Genomic DNA, 17,730 nt, shown 5'->3' with positions numbered 1-17,730 from the left:
TACGCCCCTCAATCCCGATAGAGTAGAAGAAACGCAAGCACTGGAGAATTTCGCCCGATGGGCCTCCTCGACACCATAGAAACCGGCTCGCAAATCGACGCGTACCGCATTGAAGCCCCGGTGGCGCGAAGCGGTATGGCGTCAATCTTTCGCGCTGTCGATACCCGCGACAATCGCGTCGTTGCCCTCAAGATTCCGCACCCGGACATGGAAGCCGACCCGATCCTCTTCGATCGATTCAAACGGGAGGCCGACATCGGCGAGAAGCTCGACCACCCCATGGTGATGCGCGTTTATGGTGGAGAGAAACGGTCGCGCATCTACATGGTGATGGAGTGGTGCGACGGCAGGCTGTTGCGCACCATCCTCGGCGAAGGCCGCATTCCGCAAGACCGCGCCATCCGCATCGCCATCGAAGTACTCGAAGCGCTCGAATACATTCACGAGCAGGGCGTCGTCCACCGGGATCTGAAACCGGAGAACATCATGGTCGACGCCAACGACAACATCAAGCTGATCGATTTTGGGATCGCCGGAGATGCGGGCGCTCGACGCCTTACCTACGCCAACTTCACAGCCACACTGGGGACTGCGGACTATATCTCGCCTGAGCAGGTGAAGGGTAAGCGGGGCGACGGACGCTCTGACATCTATGCCATGGGCGTCATCCTCTACGAGATGCTTACGGGGCGACTGCCTTTTTCAGGATCGTCGCCCATGGAAATCATGAACGACCGGCTGCTGAACTATCCGCTGCCTCCCACGGTGGCCGAGCCGTCGATCTCGCCGCAGTTGCAGGAGGTGCTGTATCGCGCGCTCGAACGCGATCCGCAGAACCGATATGCACGCGCCGATGAATTTGCACATGATCTGCAGCATTTACACGAAGTCGGGGTGGAAGACCGCGTGGAATTGCGCGACTGGAACAAGCGAAAATCGCACGCGACGCGCCAGGCCCTCTACTACACGGCGCTCGCCCTGATTCCAGTTGTTATTCTGTTATTGATGGTGCTTGTGGCACGGCACCGGTAGGCAACTCCACGCGGCAATCTTCACGGATTCCTTATACAGGGAACCTTAGACTTACCACTGAATGCCCAACAACACACTTGTCAGTTGGAAGGAGAACTATGTCATTGGACTACCGGAATTTTCTTGCCCTCTCGTACGAGGAGCTTGAAGAACTGAACCTGCAAGCCAAGGCAGACCGCTTGAGCCGGTTGCCGATCGAGGAGGTTCGCGATAAGCGGATCAAGTACCTGACAGACCAGAAGCACATCAAGGCAGTGACGGTATTGTTCTCTGACCTGGAAGGACGTCTGCACCTGCTCGACTACGACAAGAAGTTTCTGCTGGGCTCCCATGAGAATCTGACCTTCGACGGCTCCTCGATTCGCGGCTTCACCGCGCAGAAGGAGAGCGACCTGCGCCTGGGCATTGACTGGAGCGCCTTCTACTGGGTGCCCGCCGATGTGTTCGGCAACGGCAAGGTGCTGGTTTTCGGCACCGTCATCGACAAGGACGGCACGCCATATTCCGGCGACCTCCGCGGCATTCTCAAGGCCTACTCCGACAAACTCTACAAGGACAAGGGCTACACGCTCAACGCGGCCAACGAAATTGAAGGCTTCCTTTTTGCCGGGAAAGATGCGGAACGGAGATACCACGAGACGTTAAAGTTCGACTTCATCAACACCGGCGGCTATTACCATGTGCTGCCGCTCGATCCACTGCGCCAGTTCATCGACACGGCTGCTGAAGTGCAGCGCGCGATGGGCTTCCAGAACGAGAAGGATCACCCGGAGGTCGCGCCCAGCCAGTTTGAAATCAATTACGGCTATGGCGAAGTGGTTGCCGCGGCGGACCAGATCCAGCTTTACAAGCTGCTTTGCCGTCAGATCGCCAACAACATGGGCTACACGGCGTGCTTCCTTCCCAAGCCGGTCGTCGGCGTGAACGGCAGCGGCATGCACACCAACGTATCGATCTCCAAGGAGAAGACCAACCTGTTCTGGGATCCGAAGGGCCAGGAGATGCTCTCAGGCTTTGGCTGGGAGTTCATTGATCGCATCCTGACGCATGCGCTGGACATTTGCCTGATTCTGAATCCCAGTGTGAATGCATATCGCCGTCTCGATCCGCACTTTGAAGCGCCGAACCAGATCAAGGCGTCTGCCACCGATCGGGGTTCGATGGTGCGTGTGCCGATCGGCAACTCGCGCTCGATGCGCGTGGAAGTGCGGTCGGTCGCGCCGGATGCGAATCCCTACCTGGCTCTCTACTCCATCTTCAAGACGGGCGTCGACGGTTCGACTGCCAAGATCGACAACCTGCGACAGGCTGAGCGTTATCTGCCCGATCACATCCAGGCGGCCATCGACGACTTCAAGGGATCGAAGTGGATCGCCGAGGTTCTGGGTTCGGATGTGCAGGGACGTTTCGCCGATCTGAAGCAAGCCTCTGCGAATCGTTGCGCACGCGACCTTGGCACTTTCGTAAAGGCTCCTGAAGTACAGTTCCACCACGAGATTTACAACCAGTCGCTCTGGAACCTGTTCTAGAGCGAACGATTCTCTTTCCGGGTGGGGAACAAAGCGGCGCGGCTGGCAACGGTCGCGCCGCTTTGTGTTTGTCTCGACGTTCTTCTGGTTTTGCTTTAAGGTGCGTCGGGTTTTGCGCTGCCAGCCTGGCGCTGGTGCGCGTTCGCAAGCACCTGCGCCGCTTCATCCTTTTTCCCGATTTGCGTGAGGACGTCGGCCAGTTTCTCAGCCAGCGGCAATGAATCGGGATATGTATTTGCTCCGTCACGCAGCACCCTGGACGCCTCTGCGAGGTTTCCCTTGCGGGCATAGGCCAGGCCGAGATTGGAGCACTGCTGGATGCTCCAGAGGGGTCTGAGTCTCGCGGTATCGAGCAGCGTGATCACTCCCTGGTAGTCAGTACCGGCGATCAGATTATTCGAAAGGCTATCGAGAGTTTCGGCGTTTTCTGGGACGATATCGAGCGCCGCGCGCCATTCTGCTTCGGCGTCGGCGGAAGCCTTTGTGCTGTCGAGCGCCTCGGCCAGCAGCAGGTGCAGCTTGATGTCGCGGTAACCGAACTTCTCTGCTTCGCGCAGCGCGGCGATCGCTTCTCGGGTATCGCCAGCGAAGTACAGGCTCCCGCCAAACATGAAGGCGATGCGGGGCATGTCTTTCTGCTTTGGATCCAACTGCAGCGAAGTTGCGAAAGCGTCGGCGGCGCAGGTGTAGTTCTTCTGCTCACCGAACCAAACGCCAAGGTCATTCAATGCGTCGGGATTGGGCGGGCCTGTGAATTTTGACTTCATCGACTCGGGCGGAGTGCAGGGCGTCTGTGCGGACGCAGGGCCGGACACTGCGAGGAGCAGAGCGATCAGGAGGCCGAGTTTGATTTGGAATGAGCCGGGCATCTGTTCTGTTGATTGTCGGTTTCCGTTCGGCATTGCTAGCACCACGACCGCAAAGGCTTGTCGCTTTCCCACCCTTGCTTCGCAAGGATGGGGCACCCATGTTCATGACGATTTAGAAATCCCAAAATCATCGTACTAATGACTGCCGCTCGCTCGCTCGGCTCCGTCGGCGACGTGAACTTCGATCTGTTGTATCCCGTCTGGATCAATGTTTACAAATTCGGGAAGGTTGACGGCGCGGTTTGAGGCCGTCGCGTTATCGATCAGGATCGCTGGACTCGCGTCACCGTTTTCGTCGATGTGGGTCAGGTACATCTGAGTGTAGGGCGAACGCGCCTTGGACGAGAAGACCAGCCAGCGGCTATTGGGCGACCAGCTATGCCACGAGTTCATGAGCCGCGTGTTGGCGCGAAGACGTCGCGGCGTTCCTCCGGCGGCAGGAACGATGTAGAGCTGACTGTCGGGGCGCATCAGCTGGCCGTTTTTGCATTGCACGAAGACGATCCATTTGCCATCGGGTGAGATCTTGGGAAAGTTGTTGCTCATGCCGTTCTGCGAGGCGCCCTTGATGGGCTCCGCCCTTCCACCTCTCCCATCGTTAAAGGGGATCCGATAAAGGTCGTACTGAATCTGCGTTTCGTTCAGATCGTTGGCGTGGGTAGCGCCAGGCTGACCATGGGGACGCGGGTCCCGCGCATCGGCACGCGCAAACACAATGTACTTTCCGTCGGGACTCCACACGCCGTCGGTCTGCACGTACTTTGGATCGTCCGCGCCCGGCAGAGGTTCGCGTAGGCCAGTGGCACGGTTGTAGTACTCCAGAATGCCGCGCGTCGGAAAGAATACCTGCAGGAAACGATAGTCCATGAAATTGGTGACGTAATAGCTATCGATCATGCGGCTAAGCGCGGGGCCGGCAAATGTGCTGAGTACATACTGGCCGGTGGGCGAAACCTGCGACATGAAACCGACGCGCACTGTGCCCACTTTGCCGTCGGTATTCCAGTGCACCACGTCGTTGCTCTGGATCGTCATGGTTTTCTTCACCGGAACTACGGCGTAGAGGCCCTTGTCGTTGGCTGGGCCGTCGATATCCATCCCGAATGTCTTGCCGTCGGCAGAGAACGAATGGCAGTTGGCGCAGGTGGGCATATCCGAGAGCACCGTGTGGCTCTCGGGCTTGCGGATATCGCGAATGCGCCAGTGAATGAGGCGAATGTTGGAATCGGCGAGGGGTGCCACGGAACCGCCATTGCCCGATGACGGCATCAGCGGAACATCGCGGTAGAAGATTGGCGCGCTGACGTCGTCCCTTGATGTTGTAAAGGTAATGTGGGATTGCGAACTTGCGATCTGCCCGTTGCGATAGCCAGTCACCGTCAGATCCGCCTGAGCGCCTACCGAGTGCGCCTGAATTGCAGTCCATGTTGCCGCGTCCGGTTTCCAGGTCCATGCCGCCGCTTGCTGCGGAGTGAGTGTCGGCGCAGCATTCGAGTCTGAAACGCAATCCGGATCGATCGAGCCGAGTTGCATGCGCTCGCCCTTCGACACTGCGTGAATCGGCGCAGAGTGGTCGGCGAAAGAAATGTCGATGTCCCATGTGGTCCCGGCTGCATCGCGCCACAAAAATGTCGGAGGCGTTATTCCGGGGGGAAAGATGGAGCCATCCTCGGGATAGTCGATGGAAATGGGGCTCAGGGCATGCGGAGATGATGCGGCAAAGGCCTGCAGCGAGAGACTCATTGCAAGCCGGCTTTGTTTGACCGGAGGCAACGCACAAAGCAGCAGAACCAGGGTGACAATCGTGAGAGCCGCACGCGGCCTTCCTGAAATCAATCGCGCAAATTCGCTTTGGTGTTTCGCCGGTCGATACCAGGACGATTGCCCATGGCCCATTATTGGACTTCCCCTACCTGTTCCCCAGCGAGCACCAGTGGCTGCTGATCGGCCGCCACCACTTTTTGGTAGAAGTCGTGCAACTGGCCATAGTCTTTCGCGTCGAGAACGGTGAAGGCCCGGACGAAGACGCGAGCATCGGTAATCGAACTGCCTTCGACTTTCGTGCGCAACTCGTATGCAGCATTGCCTTCCCACTTGAGCTTGGCGTCTTCGGGAGTGCCCGCGAGTGCAAAGCCAGGCGGCAGCGCGTAGGTAATCTGCTCCTGCTCCTGCGCCGGATAACGCATGTCAACCGGCAGTTCGCGAGAGGTCTCGGCCGGAAATGGATTCTGTTCCTGCGCTTCGAAAAAAGTGCGAGGCAAAACGAGGCGACCATCCGACTGCTTTGAGAAGGACCCTGAAACAAGAATCACGGCCAGCAACTGGCGATCCGGATCATCGAGATAACCGACATGATCCACCGCAATATGGATGGCCGCGGGCACCTGCTGCGCGATGACCGAGCTGATCTCGGCTTGTACAGCTTCGACGCCCGACTTCACGCCAAGCTGGCGGAGCTCAATTGCCTTCTGGCCGATAAAGGCCACTTTGAGTGATCCAGAGACCACGCCCTTGGGAGACACGTTGACGGTGCCGATATGAAGAGTGCTGTTGTCGGTGATCTTCTGCAACGGCGTGACAATGATCTCGGTCTTACTATTCGCATCCATGGCTACACCGCCAGCCCCGGTGTGCGCCCAGTGGAGCGCCTCGAAGGGAGCCATCTTCGTGCCGGGATCGACGAGGATTTCCTTCCCGTCGATCTCCAATGCAACGAGAACGGTGTCGAGTTGAAGGTTATCCATGTATTGCGCGGAGAAGATGTGAAGACTGCGACTCGCAATCCGCTCCGGACGGGCGGTAATTCGCGCCGCGCGCAGCAGAGCGAGATAGAGATACGCGATCTGATTGCTCGATCCTCTTTTGGTTTGAAGAACAGAATCTACCTTGCCTCTTGGAATCCATTCGCTGCCGGTGAGCGGCGCTCCATCGGGACTTGAATCGGTGTTTTGGAACGTCTGCACAAATGCGTAGAGCTTCTTCGCCTTTTCGAGCGGCGAATCCGAAGGAGCGACTGAATCCTTCACGGCTTTTTGCAACGCCTGATTGGACGCCGTGTACGCGTTCAGCGCCCTCGTCCAATAGCTCATCTGCTTTTGCCAGTAATCCTTCACGTCGAATGTGTAGGTGTAGTAGAAGTCGACGCTGAATGCCTCGGCATTCTGCGGAGGCGCAAAGGGCTCCTGCGGAATTGCGGGAACATCGGTGAGGTCGACGGAGTAGTTCCCCATCGCATCCCTGGTCAGTGTCTTGCCGGAAGGAAGAACGGGCCGGAAATGGATGTCGGTAAGAATGTTGTCGTGCGCATCCTTCAACGCGCTGTCTCCGACACCAACTCCAGTTGCTTCCTGGGGCAGAAATTGCTTCGATGGCCGGAAGACAAAGTGCTCCTTGTGGATGTAATACGGCTCCTGCAATTCCCAGTCCGGCGCGGTCAGATAACGATCGTAGCGAATCTGGTACCGGTACTCGATCACACTGCCTACTTCAACTCCCGGCATGGTGAATGTCGTCTCACTGCCCCGCGGGCCCTTGGACACCTTCAACAATTCTAAGGTCTTTCCCGCAAGGGGGACGACGGTGCCATCGGCATGCGTTACTCGTCCCTCGAGGGCCGCGACCTCCACTTTGCCCACATAGGAATCTGTATCCCACGGCTGATCTTCCCCCGTGTGATTGATGCTCGGCATATCCCAATGCGCGGTATTCGGGCCAGCGATGGTTGACTGGGTTGAAAGGGAACCACCAAAACCACCCGACATTCTGCTCGAATTGGTACCGACAGCGTTAAAAACGAAACTCTGCGGAAAACTGACATGCACGACGGCGGCACTTTTTCCATCCGCGTTCAGAACCTTGATGCGCGCATAGATCGTTCGAAAGGAATGAGGATCGTCCTCTGTTTCTTCGCGATAGAGATAGACCGCGGCGGCGCCCGGCACCTTGGAGTCCGACGTCATCGCGAGTTCTTCTTTGAGAACCGGCGGAAACTGCGCACGCGCCACCAGCGGAACTGATCCAACAGCAAGCAGAAAAGCAAGCGGAAGTGCATCATGAAAACGCATCTATATCTCCAGATTATCTGTCCACAAGAGGACCCAATACCCCAAAAAGCTGCGGCACTCTACGCGCAAGGAGAATTCTACCGACTTCCTCATCGCTCGTCTGTGCGCATGGAGAGATCTCCACCGGAAGGATACGCTCCAACAGCAGAGCTGGCACTGACCTCTGCGGAAACAAGGACTTATGGAGCAGGAGATCATTTCGAAGAGCGGCAAAGATGCGTTGGCGGCCCGAAAGCTCCTGCTTGCCTGCCTAACAATCGCTCATCTGGAATTGCATTCATGTGAGCGGGATCACCGAATCATTCGCGGCGGCAATTCATGCTCTAGGTAAGGCGAAAAGATTTGCGGCTGAAGCGGGGGTCCATGGGGGCTCGTCTTTCCCATCTTCTAATTGCGATGATTGGCGTTGCCGGCTCGATTGCGCTGGTTTGCGGCCCCGCATTCTCGCCAGCATCGGGTGCGCTGCTTCCGGCAGAGTTAACACAGCAGGCATCGACGATTAACATTGACTACCCACGCGATGGATCCGTCTTTCCACCGGAGATCACGGCGCCCACGTTTTTGTGGCACGACGCGAACGAATCGGTACAGCACTGGGTTATAGCAATCTCATTTGGCGGCGCACGTGCACCCCTTCGAATTGAAACGACCGGCATTCTGCTGCAAGGCGGACAAATCGATCCCAACGCAGGACCCGGTCTGGCACTCACGCCTGAGCAAGCTTCGACCTACACGTGGAGGCCCGACAACGCGACCTGGGAGAAGATCAAACAATTGTCGACCGCCGCACCTGCCCAAATCTCCATCGAGGGTTTCGCGGCAAATGGGCGGGAACCGGTTTCCATTGGCCGCGTGAGCGTCTCGACCTCGCGCGATCCGGTCGGCGCTCCTATCTTCTACCGCGACGTGCCGCTCATGCTTCCGCCTCCCGATGAAAAAGGCCCCATCGCGCCCCTGCCGCGCTCAGCCATTCCACTTATCAAATGGCAGATTCGCGATATCTCGCAGCCCAAAAGCCACGTTGTGATGACCAACCTGCCCACATGCGCGAATTGTCATTCCTTTTCGCGCGACGGCAAGACGTTCGGCCTCGACCTCGATGGTCCCCGCAACGACAAGGGGCTCTATGCGCTTGTGCCGGTAGCGAAGGAGATGACGATCCACAATTCCAACGTGCTCCACTGGAGTTCATTCGGGCTGAATGACGAAGCGCGCGCCGCGGATCCCGCCGTAAAGCGCTTCGGCTTCATGTCGCAGATATCGCCGGACGGACGCTACGTGGTCACTTCCATCGGGCCGCCCAACAACACAAACAAACATCAGGGCGTAGAACCGGGATTTGCATCGGGCATCCTTGACCGGCTCTACAGCACGAACTTTCGCAGCATCGAGTTCAGCCAGGTCTTTTATCCCACGCGCGGGATCCTGGCCTGGTATGACCGCAAGCAAGCCAAGATGCGGCCGCTACCCGGGGCTGACGACCCGCAGTACGTCCACACCAGCGCATTCTGGTCGTCGGACGGCAAGTACCTCATCTTTAGTCGTGCCCTTGCGCGCGATCCCTATCCCGCCGGAGTGCCGAAGCCGGAATTCGCCAATGGCCCGAACGAGACCCAGATCCAGTACGACCTTTACCAGATTCCCTTCAACGAAGGCCGCGGAGGCAAGGCCGTTCCCGTGGAGGGCGCTTCGGGCAATGGCATGAGCAATAATTTTCCCAAGGTCTCGCCCGATGGCAAGTGGATCGTCTGGGTGCAGAACAAGAATGGCCTGCTGATGCGGCCAGACAGCAAGCTCTACATCGTTCCCTTTTCCGGCGGAAAGCCGCGCCTGATGCACTGCAACATGGCGCCGATGAATTCCTGGCACACCTGGTCGCCGAACGGCCACTGGCTCGCGTTTTCATCGAAGGCGCGTGGACCCTACACCCGCTTGTGGCTCACCCACGTCGACGCCGACGGCAACGATTCCCCTGCTGTCATCGTGGATGACACGACAGCAGCAAACCGCGCGATCAACATTCCCGAGTTTGTAAACCTGCCGCCGGGCGTCGGGATCGACAACATCGACCCGCAGGCAACGGATTTCTATCGCCTCTTTGACGAGGCCTACACGCTGATTGAAAACAATCACTTTCCGGAAGCAATCCTCACCTTGCGCACGGCCATCCAGAACAATCCGGATGACGCGCTGGTGCATTATGTTCTGGCCACGGCTCTCAGCGCCAGCGACCAGGAGAAGGATGCACTTGCCGAATACCGCCGAGCCGTCGTCCTGGCCCCCACGAATCCAATGTTCCTCGATCACCTCGCAGTGTCGCTGGCGTTGGGCGGAGACTCCGGAGCCGCGATCGAGCAGTTGCAGAGGGCGATCAATGTCGATCCAGGTTCGGTGGAGTATCGATTCAACCTCGCCTATGTGCTGGAATCGCGGAAAGAATTTGCGAGCGCGCTCGATCCTCTGGAAAAAGCGGTCGCATTGAGTCGAAGGAAAGACTGGCGTTGTCTCGCGGAGTTGGCTAAGGTGTATGACAAGACAGGTCACTCCGCCGAAGCGATTCAGTCTGCCCGCGAGGCGCTGGATCTGGCGGTGAAACAAAACAACGGTCAGGTTGCCAGAAGTCTCCAGGACGCTCTCGATCGATACGAGCGAGACGGCTCAGGGGCAAAGTCCAATTAGTCCAGCATTTCGCTGGAATCTTTTCTCTCTATGCGGGATGGAATCTAACTTCCGTCGCGGTGCACTCTGCCGCTATAGCTTCCCAAGCTCAACAGCACGCAATTGATACAAACAGGAATTCGGGCAGATGAAAACAACCTGAGTTCCGTTGCGCCGGAACCCGGTGCAAACGCGTCTACTATACACAGCACCGGCAAGGTCGGGCCGGACAGGAGCGATTCGATGCCAGCAGCTCACTCGCTTCCCCATTCCCTGGGGGAACTGCGCACCAGCACTCAGTTTTCAGAAGCTTGCCTCAGGACCCTGAGCGTCAAGGATGAACTGCGCTCGAACCTCATCACCCGACTGCAGACGCGCGAGACGCTGTTTCCCGGCATTGTCGGATTTGAGGATACGGTGGTCCCGCAGATCGTTAACGCCGTTCTTTCGAAGCAGAACTTCATTCTTCTCGGGTTGCGCGGACAGGCCAAGAGCCGCATTCTGCGCGCGCTGACTGCGCTGCTCGACGAGCACATGCCGTACATAGCGGGTTGCGAGATTCGCGACAACCCCTATCGGCCGATCTGCAAGCGCTGCCGCGACCTGATCGCCGAGCGCGGAGATGCAACGCCGATCGCCTGGATGGGCCGCGACGAGCGCTATGTTGAAAAGCTCGCCACACCCGACGTTACGGTGGCGGATCTTGTCGGCGATCTGGACCCGATCAAGGCAGCACGGGGCGGCGAGGATCTTTCGAGCGAGTTGACGATGCACTACGGACTGCTGCCGCGCGCCAATCGCGGCATCTTTGCCATCAACGAGCTGCCCGACCTGGCCGGAAAGATCCAGGTGGCGCTGTTCAACATCATGCAGGAAGGCGACGTGCAGATTAAGGGATATCCGGTGCGGCTGGCCCTCGACGTTGCCCTCGTCTTCAGCGCCAACCCGGAAGACTACACCGCGCGCGGCAAGATCGTTACGCCGCTGAAGGACCGCATCGGCTCGGAGATTCGCACGCATTATCCCGAGACGATCGAAGAAGGCATCGCCATCACGGCGCAGGAAGCGTGGTCGGAACGGGGTGCCTCGCCAATCGAGATTCCGCCCTACGTGCGCGCTGTCGTGGAGCAAGTGGCATTCTCGGCGCGCGAAGACAAGAAGGTGGACAAGCGCAGCGGCGTAAGCCAGCGGTTGCCGATATCCACCATAGAACTGGTTGTATCGAATGCGGAACGGCGCGCGCTGATTAACGGCGAGAGGCTCGCTGTGCCGCGCATCAGCGACATCTACGCGGCTCTGCCAGGCATCACCGGCAAGCTCGAACTGGAGTACGAAGGCGAGATGCGCGGCGCCGACACGGTGGTTCGCGAACTGATCCACACTGCTGTCGGCAAGATTTTCGACCGCTACTTCGCTGAAACCAACACCCAACAGATCGAACAATGGTTCAACCTTGGCGGTTCGGTCAAGCTTGATGACAACCAGTCGAGTTCGGCCGCTCTTGCCGACCTCAGGAAGATTCAGGGGCTCTTTGAAAAGCTGGGACCGCTCCAGGTGAAGGTCTCCGATGATGCAGCGAAGGCGGTCGCGGCGGCGGAGTTCCTGCTGGAGGGCCTTGTCGCCCATCGCAAACTGAGTCGCAGCGAGGAGCGCGGATTTGCGGCACCGGAGAAAACGCAGCGTAAGCAGGAACGCGATATTGAAGTCGACTTTGACGACTGGCAGCGCGCACGCCGGTCAGGCCGCGGCGGGGGGTTGAACTAGGAAAGCGAACCGCGACGATTTGCGGTTTCCCGGTTTTCCCCGTCTCAGGGCGAGACCGGGGGCACCCAAACCGCTGAACTAGACCACACAAGAGGTACTTCATGAAGCGCGTTCGCTACAGCAAATTCACCGGCGACCTGGCATCCGAGATGGACATCGAGGACTTGCTCAAGGCGCTCTCCGACTATTTGCTCGATTCCGGCTTCCGCGATCCATACCTGCGCTTTCAGGACATGGATCACACGCTGGATGACCTGCGCGAAGCACTGCGCCAGCTTCTCGAGTCCGGCGATATATTTGACGACCGCATCCGCGAGCAACTCCAGCAGATGACGCAGCAAGACAAGATGGACGAACTGATCGACAAGCTGATCAAGCGGATGGAGCAGGAGAATTACATCTCTTACTCGCAGAACATGGACCCCACGCAGATGTCGGAGATGATGGGCAACGCGGGCAATGTCCAGGGCGAGGTCAAGTTTGAAGTCACAGACAAGAGCCTGGATTTCCTCGGCTACAAAACGCTGCGCGACCTGCTTGGCTCGCTGGGCAAGTCAAACTTCGGCCGCCACGACACACACCACTGGGCAACGGGCGTCGAGACCCACGGGGCGTCGCAGCGCTACGAATTCGGCGACACGCTCAACCTCGATACGACCACGACCCTGAAGTCGGCGATTGCGCGCGAGGGCGTCGGGCTGCCGCTGAATCTCGAGTATGAAGACCTGCACGTGCATCAGTGCGAGTATCAAAGCTCGTGCGCGACGGTGGTGATGCTGGATTGTTCGCACTCGATGATTCTGTACGGCGAAGACCGGTTTACGCCGGCGAAAAAAGTTGCCATGGCGCTTTCGCATTTGATCCGCACGCAGTATCCGGGCGACTCGCTTTCGCTGGTGCTCTTTCACGACTCCGCCGAAGAGCTGCCGGTATCGCAACTGCCGCGCGTCAAGGTTGGACCGCACTACACAAATACGTGCGAAGGCCTGCGGCTGTCGCAGCGCATCCTGGCGCGGCAGCGCAAAGACATGAAGCAGATCGTAATGATTACCGACGGCAAGCCTTCAGCGCTGACGCTTCCCGACGGACGCATCTACAAAAACGCCTTCGGCCTCGATCCGTTGGTCGTCAGCGAGACATTGGAAGAGGTTGCGCGGTGCAAGCGCTCCAACATCATGATCAACACCTTCATGCTCGCTTCGGACCTCGGCCTCGTGCAGTTCGTGCACAAGGTGTCGGAGATGTGCCGCGGCAAGGCTTACTTCACTACGCCGGATACGCTGGGCGAATATCTGCTGATGGATTACATGAATCGGAAGTCGAAGACGATTCATTGAGCAAGGCAGTGAACAAGTGAATAAGTGAATAAGTGAACGGGTGAATTAGTGTCAGTGGTCAGTGGTCAGTGGTCAGTGGTCAGTGGACAGTGGTCAGTGGTCAGTGGACAGTGGTCAGTGGTCAGTGGTCAGTGGACAGTGGACAGTGGACAGTGGTCAGTGAACAGTGGACAGTGGTCAGTGGTCAGTGAACGGTGACCATCCGGGCGGGTCGCCTCGGTCTGGTTCTCTCGATCTGCAAGAAGAGTGGGTGCCCCATGTCTCGATTCTGAGACGTGGGAAACCACGAATCTGACCCAGCCCCTCCGCGAATACCAACAAGGCGCAACAAGTCGCTATGTCGCCCCCTATTATCCCCTCTCTCCAGGTAGGTCTCCTGGATTCATAGGGTTACCGAGGCAACAAAACGGTTGGCGCACATGTTGCAGGGGCGGTGAGTAGTGCCCCTATCGCCAAAAATCAAGAAGGGTTTTCTTGGGTGTCTCGCAGGTCAGAGGCTTCCCCGCAGGGATAGGAATGATAGGTTTTGCGGGTGGGGGCATTGGTATTTTAGGTATTTCTGTTTTTGTGTTGTAGCTTCCGTCATTGCATTGTCGATCAATATCTTTTGGCTCCAGCGGTTTAGCATCGCTGTCCTGCCAAGAAATTTGTGCAACGCAAACCGTCCTAGTGTAGTGATTCGCGAAATCCTCGTAGGAAATTTTGTAGTAGATGAAGATGTATTTCTTTCGCTGGGAAAAAATCTCTTTATCTATTTCGGCCGTATCTGTGATGGGTTTTCCTGTCTCATCCAGAACAGGTATCCGAATACTTCGGGGCGGAGTGGTGTAGGTCGGATAAGAGTCTGGCATAAACCTTTCCCCGACTTCCAACACGTCTTTCTCCACGCCAAAGCCGGACTTAATAGGGATTTTGGGATTAGAGTTTGGCCTCGCAGCTATGGCGACCCCCGTAATCGAAACATTGCTTGCGTCAGACTTTCCAGTATTAGCAATACTGAACCTCAATTCCAAAGGTTTGCCGTAGGGGCGATCGGGCGGCACGATGAACTGAGGGCTAACGAACGCCTTTTGATTCTCGATTACGGCAATTGCTTGAGCGTAGGCCGCAATGCTCGCTTCGTGAGAATCGATGGCTGCCTGCTGTCCCTGAAGAAATGCCTGCTGAGCGGTTTGGGCGCTCACGCAGGAGGCATACGTTTGATCTTGGATTTCGGTCAGGGTGAGATAGGCAAATGCCGCGTAAATCGCAGCGGCAATTCCAGCAGCGAGAGTCGCAAGATAAGTTCGACGCTGAAGTTTGTATTCCTTTTCGCGCTGGGTCTTTTCGTACTCTGGTACCTCGGATCCTATAGTCTTGATCGCCCCGGCAATGATCCCGGCTATTTCTTTGTGCTTTTCGTCGGAGGCTTCGCCTGCATCGCGTATAGCATCGTCATGCTCTTTCGATGTGTTTTCGATTTCACGATGCAATTCCGAACGCAGAGTCTCAAGCGATGCGCTGATCGCTTTAACTGCTCTTTTGAGTTGGCCATGCGGCACATACCATGGACTATTTGGAGGCATAATGAAAAGGATGAAACACGAATATCACGAAGGCCCCAAGGCGGGCGAGAACTTCAAGAAACTAGCAACGGCGGTCCTTCAAAAGCCAAAGACAACTGTGGCTCCGAAGAAACCCGCGAAGGTGAAACCTGCTGGCAAGCAACGGGGTTAGAATGGCACCTCTTGCCCCGTCCCTGCCTGCGGGTGGTGTGGCTCGTTCGAGTCCTTGCCCGTCAGTTCTGCGTAGGTCAGGCGCTTGCCCGCGACCTTGAGCATCAGCAACGCGAAACGATCAGTGTCAGTAAGTTTGTTATCTTTCGTCGCACGATTGTTGTAGCGAAAGACTTGCTCATCGATGTAGTGGTTCAGGTGGAACGGCTCTACCGCTACATACGTCCCGCGCAGAGTCCTCTTGAGAAGACTCCAAAAGTTCTCAATTCCGTTCGTATGCACGTTGCCGCGAACGTACTCGCGAGAGTGATTCACAACCTGATGGACGAACTGCTTTTCAAGGCCGTCATATCCAAAATGCTCATCGGTGTAGACCTTGGCAAAGGGAGTCACGTTCGCCAGAATCGCATCCTGCAAAGTCTCGCGTCCAACGTTCGGAACCACCTTTGCGCGAACCTGTCTGTAATGACGATCCAATATCCCGTGAACCGCCGTCTTGCCGACAAACCCACCCTTCATGCCGTCGCGAGCCTGTACACGCGCCTTGCGGCTCTTGTGCATCTTTGCGGGGTTCGGTCCAATGAATGCCTCATCAGATTCAACTGGACCGCCGAAACCAAACTTGTGCGCGTCCTCTTGGCTCATGGCCTCCCGAATCCGATGAAGCATGAACCATGCCGAGTTCTGACGAATGCCGAGAGTCTTGCCGAGTTCGTAGCTGCTGATTCCGTTCTTGCAATTCGCCAGCATCCAGATCGCGCACATCCACTTGTCGAGTCCGAGCGGCGAATCCTCCATGATGGTTCCGACCTTCACCGTGAACTGCTTTTTGCAGTCATAGCAGAACCACAGGCGGCGGGTCTTAATGAAGGAATGCTTCGATCCCCCGCAACGAGGGCATGTCGGGTTGCCGTCCGGCCAACGAAACTCTTTCGCCGCTTCAAAGGCCCGTTGCGGGTCACTGAAGAAGGCCATCGCTTGCTGAAGTGTCTCGGGTGCGTCCATGGTTAAATGGTACGCTTCACGCACATGTGTGTCAAGCGTTTTATTGCCGTTACCGAGCGGGGGTGGCGCTATAGGTCTGCGTGGATTGAGGTTCGCTGTAGAGGTCTGTGAGGATTGGATTTAGCGTCGCGAGAGGCGGTGATGGCGGTACTGGCGGAGTTAGCGTGCGCCAGGCGCATGTTCGCGGAGCTAGCGGTTTCAATCACGATTCCATTGTGCGCCGGGAGGGGATAATTATCTGCAAAATGGCGGGAAGTTTTTGGCGAATGGAATGAGGGAGTTGGAGGGAATTTTGGCGGGGAGGGTTGACGGGTGAGCGGGGTTAGCCGCGCTTCGCAGATGTTTGCGGAGTTAGGAATCGTGCTTTCCCACCCTAGCGGAGCTAGGATGGGGCACCCTCGATCGTGGAAACGCGTAGGGTGGCCACGCGCCCGATGAGCAAGAACAAGAGAAATGAAAAAACGCTGTCATTCCGACCGAGCGCAGCGAGCGGAGGAACCTGCAGTTGCTTCTGGGTGGGTCGCAGGCGACATAGCGACTTGTTGCGCCTTGTTGGTGTTTGCGGAGGGGCTGGGTCAGGTTCGTGCTTTCCCACGTCTCAGAATCGAGACATGGGGCACCCAAGATTCCTGCAAATGGAGACAGCCCGGACCTGGGCCACACGCCCCCGACGATCCTACTGCAGGGTAGATAAAGCAGATCCTTCGCGCCGCTTACCCCACTGCGTGGGGACCCCGAAAAGCTTGCGGCGCTCAGGATGACACGGGCTGGGGCGGGTTCGTACTTTCCCCGGTCTCGAACCCGAGACCGGGGGCACCCGCCCCATTCTCTACTCCCTTGTCCCATGTTTTTTTCATGGCGCGAGCTTGCCGTTGAAGGTGGGACAGCTGCTTACCTGGCCGCCTTCGAGGCCGCGTTTGAACCATTCGGTGCGCTGGGCGCTTGATCCGTGGGTCCACGATTCCGGACTGACGGCACGGCCGCTCATCTTCTGCAAATGATCGTCGCCTACTGCGGCGGCGGCTTTGAGCGCGGCTTCGACGTCAGCTTCGTGGACGATGTTTCGCTGTTCGGTCGAGTGTCCCCAGACGCCGGCGAAGCAGTCGGCCTGCAATTCGAGATCGACGGAAAGTGGATTCTGCTCGCCTTCGTCCTGCTGCGACAGCGTGCGCATACGTTGTTCGACTCCCAGAAGCTTTTGGACGTGATGACCGAGTTCGTGCGCGACGACATACGCCTGCGCAAAATCACCGGTGTCTCCGCCGAAGTGCTTCAACTCCTGCCAGAAGGAGAGGTCGATGTAGACTTTTTCGTCCTGGGGACAGTAGAAGGGACCGGTGGTGGCCTGCGCCGTCCCGCAACCGGAATAGGTCACATCCCGATAGAGCACCAACTTGGCATGACGGTATTGACGGCCATGCGCGGCAAAGATCTTGGCCCAGGTATTCTGCGCATCGTCGAGCACGAAGCTGATGAGGTGCACGTCGCGCTGTTCGCCGGCGGACTGGGTGACCGGCGCATTCGATGGACCCGGGTCAACATTCGACTGACCGCTGCCGGCGAAGAAGTTGCGGCCGGTAACGACGCTGATGATGAGCACGAGGATGAATCCGCCGATGCCCATGCCGCCGCCAAAACCGAATCCGCCGCCACCGCCGCCTTGGCCGCGGCGATCTTCAATGTCCGAACTGACCCCCTGGTCCTGCCATTCCATGCTTTATGCCCTCAATCCCTCAGATGCAGTTTGGCATAAGCCG

At 57.6% G+C, this 17,730-nt stretch carries 12 protein-coding genes; 6 read left to right on the top strand and 6 right to left on the bottom strand.

Annotated elements, in window-relative coordinates:
• Nucleotides 1–57: 57 nt before the first annotated feature.
• Together VK574_RS10790 and VK574_RS10785 are read left to right on the top strand one after the other, a co-directional pair.
• Nucleotides 58–1,032: a serine/threonine-protein kinase gene (locus VK574_RS10790; protein WP_472799853.1), complete on the top strand. Its 975-nt coding sequence runs from the start codon at nucleotides 58–60 to the stop codon at nucleotides 1,030–1,032.
• 98 nt (nucleotides 1,033–1,130) lie between these two features.
• Nucleotides 1,131–2,561, top strand: coding sequence for a glutamine synthetase family protein (locus VK574_RS10785; protein ID WP_472799852.1), 1,431 nt, complete (start codon nucleotides 1,131–1,133; stop codon nucleotides 2,559–2,561).
• 95 nt (nucleotides 2,562–2,656) lie between these two features.
• On the opposite strand, the gene VK574_RS10780 is transcribed toward VK574_RS10785, so the two are convergent.
• The 3 genes from VK574_RS10780 to VK574_RS10770 form a co-directional block, all read right to left on the bottom strand.
• Nucleotides 2,657–3,430 carry a tetratricopeptide repeat protein gene (locus tag VK574_RS10780; protein WP_472799851.1) on the bottom strand — a complete coding sequence of 258 codons (774 nt, stop codon included), beginning with the start codon at nucleotides 3,428–3,430 and terminating at the stop codon, nucleotides 2,657–2,659.
• Nucleotides 3,431–3,565: 135 nt separating this feature from the next.
• The gene (locus VK574_RS10775) at nucleotides 3,566–5,326 is read right to left on the bottom strand and encodes a TolB family protein (protein ID WP_472799850.1); all 1,761 of its coding nucleotides are present in this window, start codon (nucleotides 5,324–5,326) and stop codon (nucleotides 3,566–3,568) included.
• The gene (locus VK574_RS10770; protein ID WP_472799849.1) at nucleotides 5,326–7,494 is read right to left on the bottom strand and encodes a transglutaminase domain-containing protein; all 2,169 of its coding nucleotides are present in this window, start codon (nucleotides 7,492–7,494) and stop codon (nucleotides 5,326–5,328) included. The genes VK574_RS10775 and VK574_RS10770 overlap by 1 nt, the downstream gene beginning before the upstream one ends.
• Before the next feature lie 363 nt (nucleotides 7,495–7,857).
• Here VK574_RS10770 and VK574_RS10765 point away from each other — a divergent pair, with 363 nt between their 5' ends.
• The 3 genes from VK574_RS10765 (at nucleotide 7,858) to VK574_RS10755 (ending at nucleotide 13,253) form a co-directional block, all read left to right on the top strand.
• A complete protein-coding gene (locus VK574_RS10765) occupies nucleotides 7,858–10,173 on the top strand; it encodes a tetratricopeptide repeat protein (protein WP_472799848.1) in 2,316 nt (771 codons plus the stop codon).
• A gap of 222 nt (nucleotides 10,174–10,395) precedes the next feature.
• A complete protein-coding gene (locus tag VK574_RS10760) occupies nucleotides 10,396–11,916 on the top strand; it encodes a magnesium chelatase (protein WP_472799847.1) in 1,521 nt (506 codons plus the stop codon).
• Nucleotides 11,917–12,017: 101 nt separating this feature from the next.
• Nucleotides 12,018–13,253, top strand: a complete 1,236-nt coding sequence (locus tag VK574_RS10755) for a vWA domain-containing protein (RefSeq protein WP_472799846.1) — start codon at nucleotides 12,018–12,020, stop codon at nucleotides 13,251–13,253.
• A gap of 446 nt (nucleotides 13,254–13,699) precedes the next feature.
• On the opposite strand, the gene VK574_RS10750 is transcribed toward VK574_RS10755, so the two are convergent.
• Entirely contained in the window at nucleotides 13,700–14,725 is a 1,026-nt protein-coding gene (locus tag VK574_RS10750; protein WP_472799845.1) for a hypothetical protein, read from the bottom strand.
• A 94-nt stretch (nucleotides 14,726–14,819) separates the two neighbouring features.
• Here VK574_RS10750 and VK574_RS10745 point away from each other — a divergent pair, with 94 nt between their 5' ends.
• On the top strand, nucleotides 14,820–14,969 hold the full coding sequence (locus VK574_RS10745) for a hypothetical protein (protein ID WP_472799844.1): 150 nt from the start codon (nucleotides 14,820–14,822) through the stop codon (nucleotides 14,967–14,969).
• Here the strand turns inward: VK574_RS10745 and VK574_RS10740 are convergent.
• Both VK574_RS10740 and ypfJ read right to left on the bottom strand, forming a co-directional pair.
• Nucleotides 14,966–15,973, bottom strand: coding sequence for an IS1595 family transposase (locus VK574_RS10740; RefSeq protein WP_472799843.1), 1,008 nt, complete (start codon nucleotides 15,971–15,973; stop codon nucleotides 14,966–14,968). The genes VK574_RS10745 and VK574_RS10740 overlap by 4 nt on opposite strands.
• An 853-nt stretch (nucleotides 15,974–16,826) precedes the next feature.
• A complete protein-coding gene (gene ypfJ, locus VK574_RS10735; protein ID WP_472799842.1) occupies nucleotides 16,827–17,687 on the bottom strand; it encodes a KPN_02809 family neutral zinc metallopeptidase in 861 nt (286 codons plus the stop codon).
• Nucleotides 17,688–17,730: the final 43 nt, after the last annotated feature.

It is taken from the genome of Occallatibacter sp. (genome assembly GCF_035317045.1).
Classification (GTDB): domain Bacteria; phylum Acidobacteriota; class Terriglobia; order Terriglobales; family Acidobacteriaceae; genus Telmatobacter.
This window is presented reverse-complemented; position numbering and strand designations above follow the sequence as displayed.

Coding starts and splice junctions, on each gene's coding strand:
- VK574_RS10790 (WP_472799853.1), top strand. CDS start 58: ATGGGCCTCCTCGACACCATAGAAACCGGCTCGCAAATCGACGCGTAC.
- VK574_RS10785 (WP_472799852.1), top strand. CDS start 1,131: ATGTCATTGGACTACCGGAATTTTCTTGCCCTCTCGTACGAGGAGCTT.
- VK574_RS10780 (WP_472799851.1), bottom strand. CDS start 3,430: ATGCCCGGCTCATTCCAAATCAAACTCGGCCTCCTGATCGCTCTGCTC.
- VK574_RS10775 (WP_472799850.1), bottom strand. CDS start 5,326: ATGGGCCATGGGCAATCGTCCTGGTATCGACCGGCGAAACACCAAAGC.
- VK574_RS10770 (WP_472799849.1), bottom strand. CDS start 7,494: ATGCGTTTTCATGATGCACTTCCGCTTGCTTTTCTGCTTGCTGTTGGA.
- VK574_RS10765 (WP_472799848.1), top strand. CDS start 7,858: ATGGGGGCTCGTCTTTCCCATCTTCTAATTGCGATGATTGGCGTTGCC.
- VK574_RS10760 (WP_472799847.1), top strand. CDS start 10,396: ATGCCAGCAGCTCACTCGCTTCCCCATTCCCTGGGGGAACTGCGCACC.
- VK574_RS10755 (WP_472799846.1), top strand. CDS start 12,018: ATGAAGCGCGTTCGCTACAGCAAATTCACCGGCGACCTGGCATCCGAG.
- VK574_RS10745 (WP_472799844.1), top strand. CDS start 14,820: ATGAAAAGGATGAAACACGAATATCACGAAGGCCCCAAGGCGGGCGAG.
- VK574_RS10740 (WP_472799843.1), bottom strand. CDS start 15,973: ATGGACGCACCCGAGACACTTCAGCAAGCGATGGCCTTCTTCAGTGAC.
- ypfJ (WP_472799842.1), bottom strand. CDS start 17,687: ATGGAATGGCAGGACCAGGGGGTCAGTTCGGACATTGAAGATCGCCGC.